Here is a 23,074-nt window from a genome sequence, read left to right as displayed (position 1 = left end):
CTTGAAAAAAGATTTCAACATAACAACAGATTTACTACAGCTCATTTCTAATGAACAGGCGTATCATTATCATATAATTCCTGTTGAAGCTACAAATGGAACATTAATCTTTAAAACGAATCAAGTAACAGATGCTCTAAAACAAGAATTACAAATTGTTTTAAATAAGGAAATTGTACTTATAGAAGAAAGCACCGAAAATATTCAACAATATTTAAGTATTAATTTCAGACAACGCAATCAAAATCAATCTGTAGATTTACATTACAGCACTGATTTTCTAGAAAAATTATTATTCACAGCCAAAGACATCGGAAGTAGTGATATTCATTTTGAACCTTATGAACATAAATGTAGAGTTCGTTTTAGATTAGATGGGAAACTTAAAGAACAATTTATCATTTCATTACAAGAATATCCTGTCATTGTTAATAAACTAAAAATAAAAGCGGGACTAGATATTTCTGAAAAACGCTTACCTCAAGATGGTCGTATTACCGTAAAAACAAATACAAATGAATTTGATATTCGTGTCTCATCATTACCAACATTACATGGTGAAAAGCTAGTACTTCGTATTTTAAGTAAAGATGCAAATCATATTAATTTAAGTGATTTAGGATTTACAGAAACTGAACTAAACACTTATAAAGAAACCGTAAAAAAGCCTAATGGTATTGTTTTAATTTCTGGACCAACAGGTTCTGGAAAAACCACTACTTTATATGCTACTTTAAAGCTTTTGAATGATGATCAAACCAATATATTAACTATTGAGGACCCTATAGAATATACACTTGAGGGAGTTAATCAAGTTCAGCTTAAAGAAAATATTGGACTAGATTTCGCTAGTACACTCCGTACATTTTTACGTCAAGATCCTGATGTAATTATGGTAGGAGAAATACGTGATGCTAAAACAGCCAATATGGCTATTCGTGCTGCACTAACTGGACACTTAGTTCTATCTACTATTCATACCAATTCCGCTTGGGCTACTATTTCAAGGTTAATAGATATGGATATTCCTTCTTTTTTAATTGCGAGTACTCTAAATGTAAGTGTAGCTCAGCGTTTAGTTAGAAAATTATGTGATGATTGTAAGGAAGAAGATGTGATTTCTTCTGAATTATTTCCTTCCAATTTTAAAATACAAAGCGATTTAAAAACCCATTATAAAGCTATTGGATGTAACAGTTGCTATCATACTGGTTATAATGGCAGAAAAGCTATCTATGAAATTATTCCAATTAATAAAACATTGATTCAATATATCAAACAAAATGAGTTAGAAATTGATACCTACATCTCTGAAAATAACATTGCTACTTTAAAAAACAATGCTATAGACTTAGTTAAACAAGGTGTAACTTCTATAGAAGAAGTTTACGCTTTGCTTTCAGATTAAAAATTAAATAAGATTCCCCGACCGCGTGGAAAATATTATGAAGAAAATACTATATATATTATTACTATTAAACGTTGGGTTTTCTTATTCTCAAGAAGACCTACAACGTATTCAAAACATAAAAAGTCAATTGAATATTTTATCTACTGAAACTGTTGGGTTTACTGAAAATGTAAAAACTGAGATCAATGTCAATAGCATTACATTAGCAAATTTTTTATTGGCAGTTTCTGATGTACATAAGATTAATATTAATGTTTCCCAAGAACTTAATAAAATTACCATAACCAACAATTTTACCAATGTAACAGTAGCGGATTTACTTGTTTTTTTATGTAAAGAGTATAAATTATCAATTGAATTCACAGGTAATATTTTATCGATAAAACAATATGTGAAAAAGGCAGAAACCCCATTAGAACGCTTAATTCCAATATCTTACAATCCGACTAATAATACTATTTCTTTAGATGTTAAAGGCGATAAATTATATGATGTATTTAAGCGTATTATGGATGAAACTGGTAAGAATTTAGTTTTTTCTCCTGGTCTAGAAAGCAGGGTTTTAACAGCATATATTCAACAAAAACCTTTCGCATCTGCAATGGATAAACTGGCCTTTGCTAATAATTTATATGTTGAACAGTCAAAAGATGGTTTTTTTGTATTTGAAGGTAATGCATCACCACTAATTACTAGCTCAAATACCCCAAACAACCAACAAGCAAGACAACAACCATCCAGAAGGCGTAATTCTAACTTTTTTTTTAAAATTAAAAACTTAGAGGAACAGCTTTTAGAAGTAAATTTTGCAAATACTCCTATAGCAGATATAATCAATGACATTGGAAACGAACTAGATATCAATGTATTTACTGCTACACCTTTAGATGAAGCTGGAACTGTAACTTTTAAAGCAAAAAATATTTCTTTTGATGATTTATTAACCAGCGTTTTTGAAACACAAACTATCAAAGCAAAAACAGGTTCAAACTCCAACAATTCAGATCAAACCGTTTCGAATAATACTAATGGATTAAAACGTTTTACATTCAAAAAAGAAGGGAATATTTATTTTTTTGGAAAAGAGAACCAATTGAGTGTACGTGGAGTTGCGATTATTCATTTACAACATCGTTCAGTAGAATTATTGTCTGACCCATCTGGAGGTAATCGTAGTAATAGAACTGTAGGGAGAAACTTCAGTACAAATAATACAGACTTTGGCAATTCTAATAACCAATTTGATTCTTATAACTCTTCTAGTAATTCAAACAGGAATAGAAATCAACTTAATACCAACTCCAATCAAAACTTTAGCAATTTTAATAATAAAGTAGAAGCTCTTGTAAATATACTTCCCGATGAAGTCAAACAAGATTTAGATATTAAGGTAGATTATGAACTCAATAGTTTTTATGTTAATGGCCCTAGTGCTAATATTGAGCGTTTTAGGAATTTTATAAATAAAATTGACAAACCTGTTCCTGTTATTTTAATTGAAGTTATGCTTATTGAAGTTAATAATACGTCTTTAGTTGAAACAGGAGTTAGCTGGGGTATTAGAGATGAACCAGTGACGACCAATGGTGCTATTTTTCCTGAAACTGATATTACTTTAGGAGCAAATACAATTAATAAAGTTATTGGTGGTTTTGATGGATTTGGGTCTTTTAATTTGGGTAAAGTTGTTCCTAACTTTTTTGCAACTATTAAAGCTATGGAAAGTAACGGTAATTTGAAAGTGCGTTCTACACCAAAACTATCTACTTTAAATGGGCATAGAGCAACTTTCTCTAATGGACAGACATCTTATTATGCAGTGACTCAACGTAATATTTATGGTACTGATAACCCGCAAACTTCAGAGATCACAAACTATCAACCTATTGATGCAGAATTAGGCTTAACGATTAAACCTTTAGTCTCTGGAGATGGACAAGTCACCTTAGACATATTTGTTATTCAGTCGAGTTTTGGATCTCGTATTGCTGAAGATGCTCCACCAGATATTAGTTCGCGCGAGTTTAGCTCAATAATTAGAGTTAAAGATCAAGATATTGTAGTTCTTGGAGGTCTTGAAGAACAAATGAAAAATAATTCTGGTTCTGGAGTCCCTTTTTTAGCAAGGGTTCCAATTATCAAATGGTTATTTAGTAAACGTAAACGCGAAGCTAAAAAAGCTAAATTAACCGTATTAATCAAGCCTACAATAATTTATTAATGCTAGACAATTTTTGGACATATTTACAATTTGGGAATCGTTTTTGTGCTGTTGAACACACTAGTAATGAAGATGCTGAAGTTATATATGCTACACTGTTAAACCGATCTAAAAAAGAATTAAATATTGAATCTTCTTTTGAAGAAAAAAAAATCGAAGATTTATCAAATAAACTCCATAAAAACCAACATATTGTTCTAGTTCTAAATAATGACAAAGTCCTTTCTAAAACTATCGAAAGTGAACAACAAGATTCTCTAAAATTAGTATATAAAGCATTTTCAAATATCAATCTTGAAGACTTTTATTTTGAAGTATTATCCCAAAAAAATAAACATTTTATAGCCTTATGCCGAAAAGATTATGTGAATAACCTCATTGAGGAATATTCAAAACAAAATCTTTCGATTATAAATGTTTCATTAGGAAATAATTTGATTGTAAATATTTCTGAATTTATTGATAAAAACAGAGTTTACACTTCTAACTCTATAATTCAGTTTGAAAACAATCAAGTTCTTCAAATTGAAAAAGATAGTATTCCATTAGAAAGCTATGATATTAATGGATTAACTATTTCTAATAACCATTTGCTATCTTTTTCAGGTGCCTTACAAACAGTTTTAAATAGTAACACAACAAAGACTAACTTTTCTGAAGAAAAAGGTAGTCTCCTTAATAACTACAAACAAAAACGTTTTTTTGATCAATTTTTAAAAATTGGAGGTCTGTTTATTTTAGGACTATTATTAATTAATTTCTTTGCCTTTAATCATTATTTCAATAAAGTTAATGAGCTAAAACAAGTATCTGAAATCAATCAATCCACAAAAAATCAAATTATTAAACTTAATGAATCGGTTTCCAAAAAACAAAAAACAGTCGATGATCTATTAAAAAGTAATTGTTCGAAAAGTTCGTTTTATAATGACAGGATTATTAACATTTTACCAAAAAGTATTTTGCTTTCTGAGTTTAATTATCAACCATTATTAAAACGGATTAAAACCGATAAAGGTATTGAAGTGGACAAAAACAGCATAAGTATCTCTGGAGATTCAAATAATAGTGAAGTTTTTTCAAGCTATATAAACCAATTAGAGCAGGAAGATTGGATCAATAAAGTAGATATTATTAATTATGGAACAACATCTTCTAATACTTCAAATTTTAAAATTAAAATAGTTTTAAATGACGAATAATAAACAAAAAAACATAGTACTTATTATTGGTTTTACTCTTGTATTAATGCTTTGTTATCAATTAGCTATTAATAAAACGTTTCAACAAAAAAAACAGTTTAACACCTTGTCTCAAGAAGCATTATTGTTCAAAAATGGATCAAAACAATTATCGTTATTAAAACAAAAAGAAGTTTATTATGATTCCCTTTTGACTAAATACCAATTAGATGGTTCCTCTATTCAAAATAATCTATTAAAGGTTATCAATGCATTTGCAAATAAAAATAATCTTAAAGTAATTAGTTTTCTTGAACCCCACAAAATTGCTAAAAACAATCTTGTAATCAAAACTTATGGGTTTATTCTTGAGGGTGATTACAATTCTATTAATAAACTTATATACCAATTAGAGCAACAAACCAAATTTGGAGAAATTATTAATCTTCACTTTGAAAAGAAAAAGAATTTTAGAACTGGAAAAAATTATTTACAAGCAAGTGTGCTTTTGAAAAGTTTTGGTTGATTTTTTAGTCGAGGTTTTAGCATATATTTGAGCTCTCAAAATTAAAACAAACACAAACTCTTTATTAATAAAGGTTTTCAAGACTTTAATGTAGTCCTCTACAGCCTTACAGAACTCTCAGCGACTCCTCGCATTGAAAATCAAGAGCATATTACAACCCACTTTAATTTAATTGCTTTTAATAAAAGGATTAGGCTGTAAATTATGAGATACTAATAGGAGCTTACTTTTGTTATATTAAAATTGAGATTTAATCCCTATAATACAAGAAGCTATTTTTGTATTAATATTTTCTGAAACTGGACATTTTTCAAGAATTTCAGACAACTCTTCAGTTGTAAAGTCTATAAAATTTGGAGCAGTACCTTTTATTAAGCTTTCAAAGTTAAATACTTTCCTTTTTATTTTATTTCTTTCCCTCCTTTCTGTTAATCTTGGTTGTAGTACATTTATCCATAAATCAGCAAGACTTTCAAAATCAACACTTTCTTTTTTAGGATTTAATAAGTTCAAAAGTTTTCTCATTACTCTCTTTTTTAACTCATCATCCTTTCTACCCCTTATTTTCTTTTCAAGAAGGTTCTTAGCTACAATAAGAGCTCGGTTTTTTTTAGGGGGCAATAGTTGAATTTCTTTATCCTTAAGTATATTAATGTATTTTTTCAAGTGCTTATCATCCCATTTCTTTTTTTCACTAGTACCATTTATATACTCTCTCAGTTTTTCACAAACTTCAGGGTATTCGGTAAATATTTTATTATTTGCATTTGACTCTATAAAATACCATCTAGAACTTTTCGTTTCACTCCCTCTAAGGGCAAAAAAACACCAATCGCTTTTGCTATTTAAAAAGCTTACTCTAGTTTTAATAGTTGCTTTAGTATTTTTAATCTGATTATATTCAGATTCCTTGATGATTGCATTATCTCCTTCTTTTAGATTAATTATAGGTTGAAAACTATCATGAATACCTTCCCATGTTTCGTCTTTTTCAGAATATTCTTTAAGTTCTTGAACCATTTCTTGTATACTATCTGTTCTTTGGAAATGTCTATAGCTTAATTCTTCTGGCATTTTAATATTTGAACCTATAGTATTTTCTACAAAATCATTTATTTCTACTAGCCTTTGATCTCCCTTAAGAGAATAAATATCACTATCATTAGGCCAATAAGTGAGTATCTTTTTGTGAATTGAATCCATTCTGTCTATTCTTCCTAAACGTTGCTCTACAACTCTTAATACACTTGGCATATCCAATAAAACGGTAACTGACGCCTTCTGTAAATCTACCCCTTCAGCCATTTTATCTGAGCACAATGCAATTGTATTTAAGTTATCTTCAGAAGTTAATTCGAATTTAGAGAGAACCTTTTCACTATCTCTTTTATTTGATCCAGTAGCAACTAAAATATCTTGATCTGGGTGATTCATTCTAAATAAATGTTCAAAATAATTTAAGGTAATTACAGTACTATCAAAAGCTACAATTTTACTGTGCTTCTTGGAAATATTAGCCAATAAGTTGATTTTACCTAATTCTCTTTCACCAGATAATTTGAGTGTTAACTCTGCTATATCTTTATATATTTGGACTTCCTTCTGACAAACAGCGATAAACTTTGATTTATCTTTATACCAATCAGGGATTTCACAATCTTTAAATACCTTGCTTAAGGTTGGTAAACGATTCCTATGAATAAGTGCTTCAATAGAATCAATTCGTGCTTTGTTTTCATTTTTTGAAGTCTTGAATTGATATTGCTTTTTTGTCTTTCGTGTTCCATAAATATGCTCATATAAGGCTACATCCGATGATCGTAGGCATTTTCTAATGTTGTATCTACTAAGACCTTTAGCTGAAGTAAATCGACGATCAACATATTCTTGAACTTTATCAATATTTATAAACTCATAAGAAGGAGCGACCAATGAGGTTAAATAGGTAATTCCTTTTAGCTCTTTTGATAATTCGCCTATAGACTGAACTATAGTTTTGTCTTGTTCTGTCTCTTTAGTGTCATAATAATTTGGAACCTGTTCGGGGAATCTACATTTAACACCTAATTTATTTATGTAGTTTTCAGGTGCTTTGTCTATAAGTTTATTAATTTCTCTTTTAGTTCGTCTAACAGTAAACTTACTTATAAACTTTTTCAATGTTTCTAAATTAGCCTCTTGTTGTAGGTGAGGTTTTTGAACAAGTTCTTCATAAGCTTTAAAGCTTTTTAGACAAAAGGAAATAGGAATAAAAGGGGTAAACTAACTTGTGTAAAAGTGTAGTCACTTATTCACGAAAAAATATAATTAGTGATATAAAACTATTTCTACGACGTCAATGACAGCAAAGGTTTCCAGAAGAATTTGAGCATATGTTTTAGCCCTACAAAAAAAGCCTTGAGTAATCATTTGATTATCAAGGCTTTACAATCTCTTAAAAGTGGTCCCACATGGACTCGAACCATGGACCACCTGATTATGAGTCAGGTGCTCTAACCAACTGAGCTATAGGACCGAAATTGGAGTGCAATATTACTACTTATTTTAATTGTTAGCAAGAAAAATTATTCCTTTATCTCTTGACACAACTCAATTAAAACGCCGTTTGTTGATTTTGGATGCAAAAAAACAACCAACTTATTATCAGCTCCTTTTTTAGGGGTATCGTTTAACACCTTAAAGCCTTCTTTTTTAAGTCGCTTAATTTCAGCTTTTATATCATCAACATCAAAGGCTATATGGTGAATCCCTTCCCCTTTTTTATCAATAAATTTAGCTATAGGGCTACTCTTTTTTGTGGCTTCTAATAATTCAATTTTATTATTGCCTACTTTAAAAAAAGACGTTTTTACACCTTCACTCTTAACTTCTTCTACCTTATAATGTGGCTCGCCAAAAAGTTTCGAAAACAATTCATTTGAATCTTTAAGATTTTTTACCGCAATACCTATATGTTCAATTTTATTCATCAAATTTTTATTTCAAAATACGAAAATCACTTTAAAAGTAACATAATCTTTAAATATCCGTTATTTTTGCAACCTAAACCTTTAATTAATAGGTATTAATAAATGAGTAACATAGAGGAAAGTCAAAGACAAAAAAAGATAGGAACCGTTTTACAACAGGATTTAGTTGAAGTGCTCCAAGGTGCTGCCACTCAAGGCGGTATGCGTGGTGTTTTAATTTCTGTAAGTAAAGTGAAAGTTACTGTAGATTTAGGTGTTGCAAAAGTATACTTAAGTATTTTTCCTAATGATAAAGCCAAAGAGTTACTAGAAGGCATAACATCTAACACGCCAGCAATTCGTCATGAATTAGCACAACGTACTAGGCATCAACTACGCCGTATGCCTAATTTAGAATTTTTTATTGACGACTCTTTAGAGTATATAGACCAAATTGAGAAATCTTTAAAAGGGAAAGAAAACCCAATAAAAGACCCTACAATTCTTGAAAAAAGAAAAAAGTCTTAATGTTTTAATTGAGTTTTAACCAGATAATTTTTTATTGTTTTTTCAATGGTCTGCTTGAACATTCATTTTGTCATTATATTTTCATAATATTATAGATTATGAATGTTTCCCTTTACATAGCAAAACGTTACTTACGCTCTAAGAGCTCAAATAACGCTATAAACTTTATAACTTATATTGCTATCATTGGTGTTATTTTAGGTTCTGCCTCCTTATTTATTGTGCTTTCTGGCTTTGCAGGTTTAAAAGATTTTACACTACAGTTTTCAAGTCAAGTTGATCCTGATTTAAAAGCTGAAACCGTTATTGGAAAATCTTTTATTTTAACAGAAAATGAAATTAATCAACTTAATAATTTAGCTGATATTGCTAGTTATTCTAAAATAGTTGAAGAGCGTGTGTTTTTGGCATCAGAAGATAAAAATACACTTGCAGTTATTAAAGGTGTAGACGAATATTTCCAAAGTGTAGTGTCTATTGATTCAACTTTAGATCACGGTAGTTGGTTAGAACAAAAATCCAATCAGCTAGTTGTGGGTTGGGGTATTTCAAATAGTTTATCCCTTGGTGTTTTAAACTTCACGAAGCCCATAAATGTATATGTGCCTAAACCCGGAAAAGGGCAGATATCTTCAACAAAAAACGCTTTTAATAATGTTAAAGCTATTAGTGTAGGTGTGTTTTTTATAAATGAACAACTAAATGATACTTATGTTTATGCCCCAATAGATTTAGCAAAAAACTTACTTAATTATGAAGACAATCAAATTTCTTCCATAGAGTTTAAGCTAAAAGATGATGTTGATGAAACCCAAGTAAAAACAAACATAAAAGCTATTTTAGGAGATAAAGTTATTCTAAAAAATAGAGCGCAACTTAATGATGCACTTTATAAAATGCTAAATACAGAAAACTTAGCAGTTTATCTGATTTTCACATTGGTTCTCATTATCGCATTCTTCAATGTTATTGGGTCATTAATTATGATGATACTTGACAAAAAGCAAAGTTTAAGCACTTTATTTAATATTGGAGCTACCGTAAAAGATATTCGTAAAATTTTCTTTTTCCAAGGCAGCTTGATTAGTATCGTTGGCGGACTTATAGGGCTGGTTCTTGCATTAATTATCACAGCGTTTCAAAAAGTTTTCAGCCTTGTTATGATTACACCAACACTTGCCTACCCCGTAAGTATTAAGCTTGAAAACCTAATAATCGTTTTTATAACCATTTCAATTTTGGGTATTATAGCTTCAAAAATAGCATCAACAAGAATTACAAAGTCTTTAATGAAGACTATATAAATTACTCTGTAAACTGATATCCAGCAAACTTTTCAAGAACCTCATCAAAAGCAGCAAAAACATCTTCAGAATGGTCAGAAGTTACCATTTTCATACGGTATTCTTTAAAGTGTGGAATGCCTTTAAAATAGTTTGTGTAATGACGACGGGTTTCAAAAACACCTAAAACTTCACCTTTCCAATCTATAGACATTTGTAAATGCCTACGAGCAGCTTCCACTCGTTCTTCTAAGGAAATAGGTGCCAAATGCTCACCTGTTTCAAAAAAGTGTTTTACTTGTTTAAAAAACCAAGGATTTCCAATTGAAGCTCTACCAATCATAGCACCATCTAGTCCGTAATCATCTCGCATTTCCATGGCACGTTCAGGACTAGTTATATCTCCATTTCCAAACACAGGAATATGCATCCTAGGATTATTTTTTACTTCTGCAATAGGTTTCCAATCGGCATCACCCTTGTACATTTGGGCGCGAGTTCTACCATGAATAGCAATTGCTTTACAACCCACATCTTGTAAACGCTCAGCAACCTCAACAATTTTTATAGAATCATGATCCCAACCTAATCGCGTTTTAACTGTAATTGGTAAGTTGGTTCGCTTTACCATTTCCGCAGTAAGTTTCTCCATTAAACAGATATCTTTCAAAATACCAGCACCAGCACCTTTGCTTACAACTTTTTTTACAGGGCAACCAAAGTTAATATCTATGATATCTGGTTTAGATTTTTCAACAATATCAATGGTTTGTAACATACTATCCAAGTTAGCTCCAAAAATTTGGATGCCTACCGGACGCTCTTTCTCATAAATGTCTAGCTTCATAACGCTTTTTGCTGCATTACGAATTAAGCCTTCGCTAGACACAAACTCGGTATAAACCACATCAGCACCTTGTTCCTTACACAAAGCACGAAATGGCGGATCGCTAACATCCTCCATTGGTGCTAAAAGCAATGGGAAGTCTGGAAGTTCTATGTTATCTATTTTTACCAAGCTATTTTATTTTGGCGCAAAATTAAGAATTATTTCTTGATAAACTTTTTAACAAGTATTCTATTAGATTCAAGATGAATTTTTACAATATAAATACCCTGGCTAAATGATGACACATCAATATTTGAAGCATTACCTTTATACAACCGTGTTAGTTTAGTATCAAATATTTCAAGGAAAAAATGATTTGAGCTCTTTACTTTCAAAGTATAAATTGCAGGATTGGGATATAAAATAACATCAGATAAGTTTTCAATTGAAGTGTTTGATAATGTCGTATCATTTGTTGAAAACGATATCAGTTTTGCATCATCAGATACTGTAAAAGGACCAACAGAAATTGAAAAAGATTCTGAAGTTACCAAATAGTTGTTAGCATCAACAAAAGTAATCGCCTCTGCTTGTTCTTGACCTAAATTAGATAAAGTAGTAAGCGTGTTGGTTCCTGAAAAAACATCGTTTGAATTAAAATTAAAACTCTCCCAAACAAAAGGTTGCAAAGTCTGGTCATAACCAATTAAATATAATTTACCTGTTAAAGAATTAAAGGTTCCTCCAGTAATGAGGCCTCCGCTTACTAAAGTAGAAGTTAAAGGGTTAACAGAATACATACCAGCTGTTGATGGAATAACATAGCCTTTGGTTATACCATCAATCCAATTTTTTGTGAATAAAATTAAATTATTTGAATCTAAAGACACTAAAGCTTCGGCATCCCAAATAGTGTTATTTGGATTGGATGAAAAATCAGTTTGATCTGCATAATTATATTCTATGATTTCTGCAGTAATGCTATTAGAACTTATATAATCTGATTTACTAATTTTATAGATTTTTAAATCGGTTCTATTACCATTATTATTCCCAATATCTCCAATATAAATAGATGTATCATCTTGAGTTATATCTTCCCAATCCACATTTATAGCATTGGTTAACGTAACTGTTCTTATAATTTGCTCAGTATTTACATCTAATTCATACAGCTTATTCTCTCCTCCTGAATCATTGTGAGTAATTAATCTATTATTGAAGAATATTACTCCTGAAGATTCAGTTAAACTTGATGGCAATAAAAACGCTTCAGTAACATTACTTATTTGAGCAAAAGCATTTGATATAGTAAAAACTAAACACAATATTGAAATTACTCCTTTCATCGATCTTGATATTCTTTCCATGCTAAATGTACCATAAAAACATATATATTTATAAAAAATTCAGCTTTTGCAAATTCCTTTTGAGCCACAATTATTTGGCTACAACATAAATATTCATTTAGTTTTAGAATACCTTGCCTTTTTTGTGGCGTTTAGGTATTACGTTTTTTTAAGAAGGCGCAGCTCTGATGTTATCTCTTCAAATAACAGACTATCTATTATTCTGGGGGCCGCATTAGGTGCTTTAATTGGTTCTAGATTAGTTGGTTTTTTAGAAAACCCTATTATTGACTTTTCGCAACAAAACATCATTCAGTTACTAAACACAAAAACCATTATGGGTGGTTTGTTTGGTGGTTTATTGGGTGTAGAATTTGTTAAAAAACGTATTGGCGAAACTGAATCTTCAGGAGATTTATTTACGCTTCCTATTATTCTTGGGATTTTTATTGGCAGAGTTGGTTGTTTTCTTTCTGGAATTAATGAGTTTACTTATGGTGAAGAAACTTCGCTTTTTTTAGCTATGAATTTAGGCGATGGCATAATGAGGCACCCAACATCGTTATACGAATTGGTGTTTTTAGTTCTCCTATTTATTGGTTTAAAGTATATTAAGAGTAATCGAAACCTAAAAAACGGAGACCTTTTTAAATGGTTTATGATTTTTTATTTCGGATTTCGCTTTTTTATTGAATTTTTAAAGCCGAATGTATTTTATGTACTTGGATTAAGTACTATTCAGATTTTATGCTTAATTTGTTTGTTGTATTACAGAAAGACTTTAATACCAAGAAAAAAGTAAAACATTGTTCTTATGGAAAATAATTTAACAATACTAATAGCTCTAGCGCTCTTTTTAATTATCACTTTTCTGTATTGGAAGTTGACTAAAAAGTATGCAGAAAAATTGTATGGTAAGGAAATGTGGAAACAATGGAGTTCGAGAACTTTCTACTGGACAAGCGCAGTGATGATGAGTGGCGGAATAACACTATTGGTGATATTGCTAATAAAATAAAACGCTTCTAAATATTGCATAGGTTGTAAGCTAACAAATAACCTATGTAAGCCAAAAAAATAATAATGGATTAAACTACACTGGCAAATACGCCCGCGTTAGGGATTGAACGGTATGTTTGAAATCTCCGACATAGGAGGGATTGAGTAGTGAAAGCCCGACCCTTGTGGTAACGCCCAAAAAATATAAATTATATGCCTGTTAGAAAATATACCTATTACGATTTTACTTTAAGTTTATGTCCAGAATGTTTACGGCGTGTAGATGCTAAAATTGTATTTGAGAATGGTAATGTTTATATGCTAAAACGGTGTAATGAACATGGGAACTCGAAGGTGTTGATTGCCGATGATATTGAGTATTACAAAAACATAAGGAACTATAATAAACCGAGTGAAACGCCGTATAAATTTAACACGCAAACGCATTATGGCTGTCCTTATGATTGTGGGTTGTGCCCTGACCATGAGCAACACTCTTGCTTGACTGTTGTGGAGGTTACGGATAGATGTAATTTAACATGCCCAACGTGTTATGCGGGGTCTTCGCCAACTTATGGCAGACACCGAACTTTGGCTGAAGTTAAGACCATGCTAGACACCATTGTTAGGAACGAAAAAGAACCTGATGTAGTGCAAATTTCGGGTGGTGAGCCTACTATACATCCAGAGTTTTGGAAGATTTTAGACTATGCAAAATCTTTACCTATCAGGCATTTAATGTTGAATACAAATGGCATTAAAATTGCTAAGGATATCGCTTTCGCGGAACGACTAAAAACTTATGCACCCGATTTTGAAATTTATTTGCAGTTTGATTCGTTTGAAAACTCAGTTTTACGAGAATTACGTGGTGCAGATTTGAATGACATACGGAAACAAGCGATTGAAAATTTGAATGCTGTAAACCTATCAACAACTTTGGTAGTAACACTTCAGAAGGGTTTGAACGACCATGAGATTGGAAAAATTATTGACTATGCTTTAAAGCAAAAATGTGTGCGTGGTGTTACGCTACAACCAACTCAAATTGCGGGGCGATTAGATAATTTTAATCCCGAAACGGATAGAATGACACTTACTGAAGTGCGCCGAAAAATTATGGAACAAACTGATATTTTTAATCCTGATGACTTATTACCTGTGCCTTGTAATCCAGATGCTTTGGTAATGGGTTATGCCTTAAAATTGGATGATGAGGTGTTCCCTTTAACACGATATATTAATCCGAATGATTTGTTGGATAATAGCAAAAACACCATTATTTATGAGCAAGACTCTCAGTTGCAGGGTAAGATGATTGAGTTATTTAGCACAGGAAATTCAGTTGAGGTGGCTGAAGAAAACCTAAAAAGTATAATGTGCTGTTTACCAAATATTGATGCACCAAACTTGGGTTACGATAATTTATTTCGTATTATTATTATGCAATTTATTGATGCTTATAACTTTGATGTGCGCGCCATTAAAAAATCGTGTGTGCATATTGTGGATAAAGACAATAAAATTATCCCTTTTGAAACCATGAATATGTTTTATAGAGATGATAAAAAAGCACGATTGGAAAAGCTTAGAAATGAAACAATATGATACGTTTTCTAGAAATTGGTAACGAGATTATCTGGGTAATTTTAGGAATTTTACTTTTAGCTTTAGCTCCTGCAATAATTATGACAATAATTGGTTTTGTAATGAGAAAGAAGAACCCTAAAGCAGCTAAAGTTTTATTTATAATTTCTGCTGTATATATTATTATTGGTTTAGGTTTTTGTGGAATTTTATCTTTTTAAAATGATGCATTTTTTAAGTCCGAACATGAATTTTGATGGTTTAATTATTATGTTAATTGCCATCATGTTTGGTCCTGCAATTTTACTAGCTATTATTGGTTTTGCAGTGCTAAAAAAGAATAAAAAAACAGCCAAAATATTATTTATTCTAGCTGCTGTATATCTTATTATTAGCCTTGGTATTTGTGGTGCCTTAATTGCTGGTTTTTAAAACCCATAGGCCGTAAAACCCTAAAAATAGTTCGGCAAAAGTGCCAAAAATATATCCAAAAGTTGGTGTGCCATCAATTCCAAAACTTAATAGTCTTCCAAAACCCAGTCCTAGCATAAAGATTAAATTGGTAATTAAGGCTATTTTTAGATAGTTAGCTTTAAAAATTCCTAAAATCCAAAGTGCAGAAAAACCTATGTATAAACCCATAATGGCTTTAAAGAAGTTGTGTTCATCAACTGTATTTAGATGAATATTAAATTGATAATCGGGATTAAAACCATAAATAAATGCTACAGGGACAACGATTAAAATTGAAATAATCAAGTGTATTTTATTAATAAAATCCCGTTTAGTTTTAATCATCTATAGTTATTAAAATTCAATATTTGCTTCAACCATTTCGCCTTTTCTATCCACAACAACTTTAGTTGAATTTCCTTTTTCAAAAGTTGCTAGAACCTTCATGTAACTCATCATATCAACAACAACACTATCACCTAATTTAACAACAATATCTCCTTTTTGTAAGCCTGCTTTTTGGGCTGGTTTATCTTCACTAATACCATCAATACGCATGCCTTTTCCATCAAACAGATAATCAGGAATAACACCTAGACCTACTTTAAATCTTGGTGTTTCTTCACTTTCGTTTTTTGTTTTTCTAAATGGCAATTTTCCATTATCATTTAAATCAGAAATAATATTAAAAATATAGTTAGAAATGGTTTGCATGCCTTTATAATTCAACTTTTCAAAATCATCACTAGGTTTGTGATAATCTTCATGCTGACCAGTAAAAAAATGTAAAACTGGGATATCAGCATTGTAAAAAGATGTATGATCGCTTGGGCCAATTCCTGATTCTTTCTGAATCAATTTAAAATTCTCATTATGAGCCTTTAAAGTTTGCTTTAATATAGGTGATGTTCCAACACCGTAAACCGCTAATGTACTATCAGCTTTTAAACGCCCAACCATATCCATATTAATCATGTAATTTACTTTTTTAATGTCTATTGTTGGATTTTTCACAAAATAGTTAGACCCTAATAAACCCATTTCTTCACCAGAAAAAGCCATAAAAAGGTAATTGTTATTTGTATTCTTTTCTTTAAGTTTTTCTGCTAAATTCAACATAACAGCAACGCCACTAGCATTATCATCAGCACCATTATGAATCGCCTTTTCTCCACAATGCAAAGACCCTTCAGCACCATAGCCTAAATGGTCGTAATGTGCTCCAATAATAATGGTGTTTTCGGCGTCATTATTTATAAACCCTAACACATTGGTTCCTGTAATTGTACTATCGCCTTCTTTTACGTTATACTTTACTTTTTGATGTGGATTTGTTTTTGGCTTAAAGGTAAAGGGTTGTAAAAACCCATTAGTTCCCTTTCCTTGAGCATCTAATTTTTCAAAGCGTTTAGCAATATAATCTGCTGCTGCTTTTTCACCATCAGTTCCGGTTTGACGTCCTTCTAAAGCATCATCAGAAAGGAAGGTAACGTCTTCTTTTATAGAAATCGATTTGGCTACTTCTGACTTACAACCAGTTAAAAACAATAAAAAAAGGAAAACTATACTGTATTTCATTTTCATAAATATTAATTTTACACAAATTTAGCCAATTATTATGATGAAATACGCATCCCTTTTAGCTTTAATTCTTTTAGTTTTTAGTTGCAAAAATGAGACTAAAAAACAAAGTATATCTGAGAAAGAAATTGAAATCAATATAGTAAAAGATTCCCTTATCTTTTCTGGAGAAAAGCATTTTAAATCTATAAAGCAAATTACTTTTGGAGGTGATAATGCAGAAGCTTACTGGAGTTTTGACGATAAACAAATCGTGTTTCAATCCAATAATAAAAACTGGAGAGTCAATTGTGATCAAATGTTTTTAATGAATGTAGGGGAAACGTTTAAAGATAAAATTCCTCCCATGGTTTCTACAGGAAAAGGGCGCACAACATGCTCTTACTTTTTACCAGATAATAAGCATATTATTTATGCATCTACCCATTTAGGAGATGAAAAATGCCCAGATACACCATTAAGAAAAAACGGAAAATACATTTGGCCAGTATATGATACATTCGACATTTTTGTTGCTGACTTAGAAGGCAACATTGTAAAGCAATTAACTAATGAAGTTGGTTACGATGCAGAACCTACAGTATCTCCAAAAGGCGATAAAATTGTATTTACCTCTACAAGAAGTGGCGATTTAGAATTATACACCATGAATCTTGACGGAAGTGATGTAAAACAAATTACAGATGAATTAGGTTACGATGGTGGTGCATTCTTTTCTCCTGATGGCACTAAAATCATCTTCCGTTCTTCACGCCCAAAAACAGAACAGGAAATAAAAGAATACAAAGATCTTTTAGCTGAAGGTTTGGTTGAACCCACTGATATGGAACTTTACATTTGTAATGCAGATGGAAGTGATTTAAGACAATTAACTGATTTAGGGAATGCCAATTGGAGTCCGTTTTTTCACCCTTCAGGCAAAAAGATATTATTCTCTTCTAATTTCGAAGCAGAACGCGGTTTTCCTTTTAATTTATACTTAATAGATATTGATGGTAAAAATCTAGAACGTGTGACACATAGTGAAACTTTTGATGCGTTTCCTGTATTTTCAAATGATGGAAAATATTTAGCATTTTCATCTAATAGAAATAATGGAGGCGGGCGAGATACCAATTTGTTTATTGCAGAATGGCAAGACTAATTTAAATATCAATTAAGCACAATAATTAACTTATCTTTGCCAAATCTTTTTATGAAGATTGTTGACTATGAAGAACATCAGAAATTTTTGCATTATTGCTCATATTGATCACGGGAAAAGCACACTTGCAGATCGTTTATTAGATTACACAGGCTCAGTAACTGCTAGAGAACAACAAGCACAATTACTAGATAGCATGGATTTAGAGCGCGAACGTGGTATTACCATAAAATCGCACGCCATCCAAATGGACTATGAGCTTAATGGGGAAAAATATATTCTGAACTTAATTGATACACCTGGTCACGTAGATTTTTCATATGAAGTATCTCGATCTATCGCTGCTTGTGAAGGTGCTTTATTAATTGTTGATGCAGCACAAAGCATACAGGCGCAGACGATTTCTAATTTATATTTAGCTTTAGAAAACGACTTGGAGATTATTCCTGTACTTAATAAAGTTGATTTGCCTAGTGCAAACCCAGAAGAGGTAACTGATGATATAGTAGATCTTTTAGGTTGCGACCCAGAAGAAGTTATTCACGCAAGTGGAAAAACAGGTTTTGGTGTTGATAATATTTTAGAGGCTATTATAGACCGTGTTCCTGCTCCAAAAGGCGATCCAGAGGCACCGCTTCAAGCCTTAATTTTCGATTCTGTTTACAATACGTTTAGAGGTATTGAAACCTATTTTAGAGTCTTTAATGGTGAAATTAAAAAAGGGCAACACATAAAATTTGTTGCTACAGATAAAGATTATTACGCTGATGAAGTTGGCACTTTAAAACTTAATCAAGTTGCAAAACAAAGTGTAAAAACAGGTGATGTTGGTTACTTAATAACTGGTATAAAAACTGCCAAAGAAGTAAAAGTAGGTGATACAATTACTGATTTTACAAAACCAACTACAAATATTGTTGAAGGGTTTGAAGATGTTAAACCCATGGTTTTTGCTGGTATTTATCCGGTTGATACCGAGGATTATGAAGAACTTCGTAACTCAATGGAAAAGCTTCAGCTAAATGATGCTTCATTAGTATTTGCTCCAGAAAGTTCAGCAGCTTTAGGATTTGGGTTCCGTTGCGGATTCTTAGGTATGCTCCACATGGAGATTATCCAAGAGCGTTTGGAACGCGAATTTGATATGACGGTGATAACAACTGTACCCAATGTATCTTATCACGCTTACACCAATAAAAATCCAGACGAAGCTTTTATAGTAAATAATCCTTCTGATTTACCAGAGCCTTCTTCTGTAAACCGTGTTGAAGAGCCTTATATTAAAGCCACTATTATTACAAAATCTGACTTTGTTGGAAATGTGATGTCGCTTTGTATTGAAAAACGTGGTATGATTATTAACCAAACGTATTTAACACCAGAACGTGTTGAGTTAATTTTTGAAATGCCTTTAGCAGAAATTGTTTTTGATTTTTATGATCGATTAAAAACGGTTTCAAAAGGCTATGCCTCTTTTGATTATCATCCAATTGGTTTGAAAACATCTAAATTGGTACGTTTAGATGTACTATTAAATTCACAACCTGTTGATGCACTTTCTGCTTTAATTCATGCTGATAATGCTCACAACATTGGTAAAAAAATGTGTGAAAAATTAAAAGAACTTATCCCTCGTCAACAATTTGATATTCCAATTCAAGCAGCTATTGGCGCAAAAATTATATCTAGAGAAACTGTAAAAGCATTACGTAAAGATGTTACTGCAAAATGTTACGGTGGTGATATTTCTCGTAAACGTAAACTTCTTGAAAAACAGAAAAAAGGTAAAAAACGTATGCGTCAAGTTGGTAATGTAGAAATACCTCAACAAGCGTTTATGGCTGTTTTGAAGTTGAATGATTAAATTTTTATTACTCCAACCGTTTTCTAAACTCTAATGGTCAATTGTTTTCTGAAACCATTCCTGTGATTTGATTTTGTGCACTTAATATAATAGCCACTCCTAAAAGAAATACTAAAATAAATTTGATTAATACATTTATAATTGTTTGTTTTAGATTGATAGTACAAATGTATCTTTATGATTCTTTAAATTAAACCCCTTTCCGACGAATTGGGATAAAAAAGGTTGAATTAATACTTTAATTCTATAGAATAAAATGTTTTTTAGCGGTAAACGATTAAACTGCCTTAAATGTAAAAGCATTTTTATTAAAACAAGACCCATAATTCAATTGCATAATTACGATTTTATCAGCCTTTTTATTGTTAACATCAAATTTTTAATCATATTAATAATCAATCAAGTAAAAGACTGATTTTTCTTCAAAAATTAAGCTTAATTGGAAATGTAAACTATAATTTTGTATGTTTATTAAAACGCATAAAATATAAATGAATATTATACATATAAGTGCAGAATGTTATCCTGTTGCTAAAGTTGGCGGACTAGCAGATGTTGTAGGTGCTTTACCAAAATATCAAAATAACTCTGAAATTTCTTCGCAAGTTATAATGCCTTTTTATGATATAAAATTTACCCAACAAAACACTTTTTCTTCTGTATTTGAATCTGAATTATATTTAGGTGAGAAAACATATAAGTATCGAATACTTAAGCTTAAAAATAAATCATTAGATTTTGAAATCTTTTTTGTTGATGTCCCAAATTTAGTTTTTAAAGATTACGTTTATTCTTTTGATGATACAAAGCGTTTTTTAGCCTTTCAAATAGCAGCTCTAGATTGGATGCTTACATGGAAAAAATTACCAGATATAATTCATTGTCATGACCATCATACTGGATTAATTCCTTTTATGCTTCAAGAATGTTTTAAATATGAAGTTTTTAGAAAAACTCCTAACATATTAACCATACATAATGCACAATACCAAGGATGGTTTTCACATGATAATGTAAATTTAATACCTGCTTTTGATTTTAACAATGTTGGTTTGTTAGATTGGGGAGGAACAATTAACCCACTGGCTGCAGCTATTAAATGCGCTTGGAAAGTAACTACAGTTTCGCCTAGTTATATGGAAGAGATGAAAGAATCTGCAAATGGTTTAGAAAGCTTATTATTAAGTGAGAGTGATAAGTCTATTGGTATTTTAAATGGTATAGATTGGAAAGTTTGGAATCCAGAAACTGATCTTTCCATAGTAAAAAATTACAACCAAAAAACTGTTGCTTCTGGTAAAAAAGCTAACAAAAAAGAATTGTGCGATACATTTAATTTAGATATTGACAAACCGCTTTTTGCATTTATAGGCCGACTAGTTGGAGAAAAAGGGTCAGACTTATTTCCAGAAGCATTTAAAATCGCATTACAAAACCCTAACATTTCTATTCTCCTTTTAGGTTCTGGAAACAAAGAAACTGAGGCGCAATTAGAAGCTTTAAAGAAAGATTTTGATGGACAATATAATGCCTTTATAGGTTATGATGAAAAACTCTCTCATATAATTTATGCAGGAGCAGATTTTCTGTTAATGCCTTCTCGTGTTGAGCCTTGTGGTTTAAATCAAATGTATGCACTTAGATACGGCACCATCCCAATAGTACGTAGCATTGGGGGTTTAAAAGACACGGTTGTTGATGTTTCAGAAGAAAACGGCTTTGGTATTTGTCATGAAGACGTTACTGTTTCAGATATTACCACTGCCATTGAAAGAGGTTTAGAACTTTATGAGAATAAACCTCAAATTAAAAAAATAAAAGCACAAATAATGAAGATAGACCACTCTTGGAATGCTTCAGCAAAACAATATATCAATTTATATAAATCTATAAACTAATTAATTATGATTAACAACAAGGTATTATCCATAATTTTAGGTGGCGGTCAAGGTTCAAGATTGTATCCGTTAACAGAACAAAGGTCTAAACCAGCTGTTCCTATAGCTGGAAAATATAGATTAGTTGATATTCCGATTTCAAATTGTATTAATGCAGATATAAAACGTATGTATGTATTAACACAATTTAATTCTGCATCCTTAAACCGTCATATTAAAGACACTTATCACTTTAGTTTTTTTAGCTCTGCTTTTGTAGACGTATTAGCAGCAGAACAAACACCTGATAACAAAGGATGGTTTCAAGGAACAGCAGATGCTGTTCGTCAAAGTATGCATCATTTTATGAGGCATGATTTTGAGTATGCATTGATTCTTTCTGGAGATCAATTATATCAAATGGATTATGAAAAATTAATAAAGGCCCATGAAGAAAGTGGTGCTAAAATATCAATTGCCACCATTCCTGTAAATGCTAAAGAAGCTACAGGATTTGGTATTTTAAAATCTGACGATAAAAATGTAATCACTTCTTTTGTTGAAAAGCCAGACTCTAGTTTGTTGCCAGAATGGACCTCTGAAGTTAGTGATGAAATGAAGGATCAAGGACGAAATTACCTTGCCTCTATGGGAATTTATGTGTTTAACAAAGACCTTCTAGTTGAGTTAATGAAAGATGAATCAACTATAGATTTTGGTAAAGAAATTATCCCTCAAAATATAGATAAACACAAAACATTAAGCTACCAATATGAAGGTTATTGGACAGACATAGGAACTATTGACTCCTTCTTTGAAGCTAATATTGGCCTAACAAAAGACATTCCAGATTTTGATCTTTATGATAAGAAAATGCGAATTTATACTAGGGCAAGAATGTTACCAACTACAAAAATAGCGGGTACCATTTTAGACGAAACGGTTATTGCTGAAGGCTGTATTATTAGCGCTGGTAAAATTGAAAAATCAGTTATAGGTATTCGCTCTAGGATTGGTAATGAATCTACAGTAATTAACACATATATGATGGGTAACGACTACTATCAATCATTGGCAGATATAGATAACCCAAACATAAACACACTTGGTATTGGTGCCCGATGCTTTATAAAAAATGCCATACTTGACAAGAACTGCTCTATAGGTGATGATGTTAGAATAAATGGAGGAAAAAATCTAAAAGACACCGAGACAGATACTTATGCCATTAGAGATGGTATTGTTGTAATAAAAAAGGATGCTGTAATTTCTAACGGAACTGTAATTTAATAT

General features: G+C 31.2%; 20 protein-coding genes and 1 tRNA gene. 14 read left to right on the top strand and 7 right to left on the bottom strand.

Translation table 11 applies throughout. The features are described 5' to 3' along the window. Nucleotide 1: 1 nt before the first annotated feature. The 4 genes from DIS18_RS05365 to DIS18_RS05350 are packed head-to-tail and all read left to right on the top strand — an operon-like array spanning nucleotide 2 to nucleotide 5,339. The gene (locus DIS18_RS05365) at nucleotides 2-1,408 is read left to right on the top strand and encodes a GspE/PulE family protein (protein ID WP_109351982.1); all 1,407 of its coding nucleotides are present in this window, start codon (nucleotides 2-4) and stop codon (nucleotides 1,406-1,408) included. Nucleotides 1,409-1,445: 37 nt separating this feature from the next. Then, the gene (locus tag DIS18_RS05360; RefSeq protein WP_109352595.1) at nucleotides 1,446-3,632 is read left to right on the top strand and encodes a type II secretion system protein GspD; all 2,187 of its coding nucleotides are present in this window, start codon (nucleotides 1,446-1,448) and stop codon (nucleotides 3,630-3,632) included. Continuing rightward, a complete protein-coding gene (locus tag DIS18_RS05355) occupies nucleotides 3,632-4,834 on the top strand; it encodes a hypothetical protein (RefSeq protein ID WP_109351981.1) in 1,203 nt (400 codons plus the stop codon). Before DIS18_RS05360 ends, DIS18_RS05355 begins: the two co-directional genes overlap by 1 nt. Further along, nucleotides 4,824-5,339 (top strand): hypothetical protein, encoded by a 516-nt coding sequence (locus tag DIS18_RS05350; RefSeq protein ID WP_245925581.1) that lies wholly within the window; start codon nucleotides 4,824-4,826, stop codon nucleotides 5,337-5,339. The genes DIS18_RS05355 and DIS18_RS05350 overlap by 11 nt, the downstream gene beginning before the upstream one ends. Nucleotides 5,340-5,576: 237 nt before the next feature. On the opposite strand, the gene DIS18_RS05345 is transcribed toward DIS18_RS05350, so the two are convergent. From DIS18_RS05345 to mce, 3 genes are all read right to left on the bottom strand, one after another. Beyond that, nucleotides 5,577-7,499: a helicase-related protein gene (locus tag DIS18_RS05345; protein WP_181363986.1), complete on the bottom strand. Its 1,923-nt coding sequence runs from the start codon at nucleotides 7,497-7,499 to the stop codon at nucleotides 5,577-5,579. 281 nt (nucleotides 7,500-7,780) lie between these two features. Beyond that, nucleotides 7,781-7,854, bottom strand: a tRNA-Ile gene (locus DIS18_RS05340). Nucleotides 7,855-7,903: 49 nt separating this feature from the next. Next, entirely contained in the window at nucleotides 7,904-8,308 is a 405-nt protein-coding gene (mce, locus tag DIS18_RS05335; protein WP_109351979.1) for a methylmalonyl-CoA epimerase, read from the bottom strand. 102 nt (nucleotides 8,309-8,410) lie between these two features. Between mce and rbfA the strand changes: the two genes are divergently transcribed. Beyond that, nucleotides 8,411-8,815 (top strand): 30S ribosome-binding factor RbfA, encoded by a 405-nt coding sequence (gene rbfA, locus DIS18_RS05330; protein WP_109351978.1) that lies wholly within the window; start codon nucleotides 8,411-8,413, stop codon nucleotides 8,813-8,815. Between the two features lie 98 nt (nucleotides 8,816-8,913). Beyond that, nucleotides 8,914-10,119: an FtsX-like permease family protein gene (locus DIS18_RS05325; RefSeq protein WP_109351977.1), complete on the top strand. Its 1,206-nt coding sequence runs from the start codon at nucleotides 8,914-8,916 to the stop codon at nucleotides 10,117-10,119. 1 nt (nucleotide 10,120) lies between these two features. On the opposite strand, the gene dusB is transcribed toward DIS18_RS05325, so the two are convergent. Together dusB and DIS18_RS05315 are read right to left on the bottom strand one after the other, a co-directional pair. Continuing rightward, a complete protein-coding gene (gene dusB, locus DIS18_RS05320; protein ID WP_109351976.1) occupies nucleotides 10,121-11,116 on the bottom strand; it encodes a tRNA dihydrouridine synthase DusB in 996 nt (331 codons plus the stop codon). 29 nt (nucleotides 11,117-11,145) lie between these two features. Further along, nucleotides 11,146-12,276, bottom strand: coding sequence for a T9SS type A sorting domain-containing protein (locus DIS18_RS05315; protein ID WP_109351975.1), 1,131 nt, complete (start codon nucleotides 12,274-12,276; stop codon nucleotides 11,146-11,148). Between the two features lie 67 nt (nucleotides 12,277-12,343). Between DIS18_RS05315 and DIS18_RS05310 the strand changes: the two genes are divergently transcribed. The 4 genes from DIS18_RS05310 to DIS18_RS05290 all read left to right on the top strand — a co-directional run bounded on the left by DIS18_RS05310 (nucleotide 12,344) and on the right by DIS18_RS05290 (nucleotide 15,294). Then, nucleotides 12,344-13,078 carry a prolipoprotein diacylglyceryl transferase gene (locus DIS18_RS05310; RefSeq protein ID WP_109351974.1) on the top strand — a complete coding sequence of 245 codons (735 nt, stop codon included), beginning with the start codon at nucleotides 12,344-12,346 and terminating at the stop codon, nucleotides 13,076-13,078. Nucleotides 13,079-13,488: 410 nt separating this feature from the next. Continuing rightward, nucleotides 13,489-14,883, top strand: coding sequence for a radical SAM protein (locus tag DIS18_RS05300; protein ID WP_109351972.1), 1,395 nt, complete (start codon nucleotides 13,489-13,491; stop codon nucleotides 14,881-14,883). After that, entirely contained in the window at nucleotides 14,880-15,083 is a 204-nt protein-coding gene (locus DIS18_RS05295; protein ID WP_109351971.1) for a hypothetical protein, read from the top strand. Before DIS18_RS05300 ends, DIS18_RS05295 begins: the two co-directional genes overlap by 4 nt. Before the next feature lies 1 nt (nucleotide 15,084). Then, a complete protein-coding gene (locus tag DIS18_RS05290; protein ID WP_245925580.1) occupies nucleotides 15,085-15,294 on the top strand; it encodes a hypothetical protein in 210 nt (69 codons plus the stop codon). On the opposite strand, the gene DIS18_RS05285 is transcribed toward DIS18_RS05290, so the two are convergent. Both DIS18_RS05285 and DIS18_RS05280 read right to left on the bottom strand, forming a co-directional pair. Beyond that, the gene (locus tag DIS18_RS05285; protein WP_245925578.1) at nucleotides 15,277-15,621 is read right to left on the bottom strand and encodes a DUF4345 domain-containing protein; all 345 of its coding nucleotides are present in this window, start codon (nucleotides 15,619-15,621) and stop codon (nucleotides 15,277-15,279) included. The two genes, DIS18_RS05290 and DIS18_RS05285, sit on opposite strands and share 18 nt — an antisense overlap. A 48-nt stretch (nucleotides 15,622-15,669) precedes the next feature. Beyond that, nucleotides 15,670-16,893 carry a M20/M25/M40 family metallo-hydrolase gene (locus DIS18_RS05280; RefSeq protein ID WP_109352592.1) on the bottom strand — a complete coding sequence of 408 codons (1,224 nt, stop codon included), beginning with the start codon at nucleotides 16,891-16,893 and terminating at the stop codon, nucleotides 15,670-15,672. A gap of 43 nt (nucleotides 16,894-16,936) precedes the next feature. Here DIS18_RS05280 and DIS18_RS05275 point away from each other — a divergent pair, with 43 nt between their 5' ends. From DIS18_RS05275 to DIS18_RS05260, 4 genes are all read left to right on the top strand, one after another. Continuing rightward, nucleotides 16,937-18,040: a TolB family protein gene (locus DIS18_RS05275; protein WP_109351969.1), complete on the top strand. Its 1,104-nt coding sequence runs from the start codon at nucleotides 16,937-16,939 to the stop codon at nucleotides 18,038-18,040. A 67-nt stretch (nucleotides 18,041-18,107) separates the two neighbouring features. Further along, nucleotides 18,108-19,904, top strand: a complete 1,797-nt coding sequence (gene lepA, locus DIS18_RS05270) for a translation elongation factor 4 (protein ID WP_109351968.1) — start codon at nucleotides 18,108-18,110, stop codon at nucleotides 19,902-19,904. 491 nt (nucleotides 19,905-20,395) lie between these two features. Next, nucleotides 20,396-21,802, top strand: a complete 1,407-nt coding sequence (locus tag DIS18_RS05265; protein ID WP_109351967.1) for a glycogen synthase — start codon at nucleotides 20,396-20,398, stop codon at nucleotides 21,800-21,802. Nucleotides 21,803-21,808: 6 nt separating this feature from the next. Then, on the top strand, nucleotides 21,809-23,071 hold the full coding sequence (locus DIS18_RS05260) for a glucose-1-phosphate adenylyltransferase (RefSeq protein ID WP_109351966.1): 1,263 nt from the start codon (nucleotides 21,809-21,811) through the stop codon (nucleotides 23,069-23,071). Nucleotides 23,072-23,074 lie beyond the last annotated feature (3 nt).

Source organism: Algibacter marinivivus, from assembly GCF_003143755.1.
GTDB classification, from domain to species: Bacteria; Bacteroidota; Bacteroidia; order Flavobacteriales; family Flavobacteriaceae; genus Algibacter_B; species Algibacter_B marinivivus.
This window is presented reverse-complemented; position numbering and strand designations above follow the sequence as displayed.

Bases quoted from the DNA above. Each gene is read 5' to 3' on its own strand.
- DIS18_RS05360 (WP_109352595.1), top strand. From the start codon at position 1,446: ATGAAGAAAATACTATATATATTATTACTATTAAACGTTGGGTTTTCT.
- DIS18_RS05355 (WP_109351981.1), top strand. From the start codon at position 3,632: ATGCTAGACAATTTTTGGACATATTTACAATTTGGGAATCGTTTTTGT.
- DIS18_RS05350 (WP_245925581.1), top strand. From the start codon at position 4,824: ATGACGAATAATAAACAAAAAAACATAGTACTTATTATTGGTTTTACT.
- mce (WP_109351979.1), bottom strand. From the start codon at position 8,308: ATGAATAAAATTGAACATATAGGTATTGCGGTAAAAAATCTTAAAGAT.
- rbfA (WP_109351978.1), top strand. From the start codon at position 8,411: ATGAGTAACATAGAGGAAAGTCAAAGACAAAAAAAGATAGGAACCGTT.
- DIS18_RS05325 (WP_109351977.1), top strand. From the start codon at position 8,914: ATGAATGTTTCCCTTTACATAGCAAAACGTTACTTACGCTCTAAGAGC.
- DIS18_RS05315 (WP_109351975.1), bottom strand. From the start codon at position 12,276: ATGAAAGGAGTAATTTCAATATTGTGTTTAGTTTTTACTATATCAAAT.
- DIS18_RS05300 (WP_109351972.1), top strand. From the start codon at position 13,489: ATGCCTGTTAGAAAATATACCTATTACGATTTTACTTTAAGTTTATGT.
- DIS18_RS05295 (WP_109351971.1), top strand. From the start codon at position 14,880: ATGATACGTTTTCTAGAAATTGGTAACGAGATTATCTGGGTAATTTTA.
- DIS18_RS05290 (WP_245925580.1), top strand. From the start codon at position 15,085: ATGATGCATTTTTTAAGTCCGAACATGAATTTTGATGGTTTAATTATT.
- DIS18_RS05280 (WP_109352592.1), bottom strand. From the start codon at position 16,893: ATGAAATACAGTATAGTTTTCCTTTTTTTATTGTTTTTAACTGGTTGT.
- DIS18_RS05275 (WP_109351969.1), top strand. From the start codon at position 16,937: ATGAAATACGCATCCCTTTTAGCTTTAATTCTTTTAGTTTTTAGTTGC.
- lepA (WP_109351968.1), top strand. From the start codon at position 18,108: ATGAAGAACATCAGAAATTTTTGCATTATTGCTCATATTGATCACGGG.
- DIS18_RS05265 (WP_109351967.1), top strand. From the start codon at position 20,396: ATGAATATTATACATATAAGTGCAGAATGTTATCCTGTTGCTAAAGTT.
- DIS18_RS05260 (WP_109351966.1), top strand. From the start codon at position 21,809: ATGATTAACAACAAGGTATTATCCATAATTTTAGGTGGCGGTCAAGGT.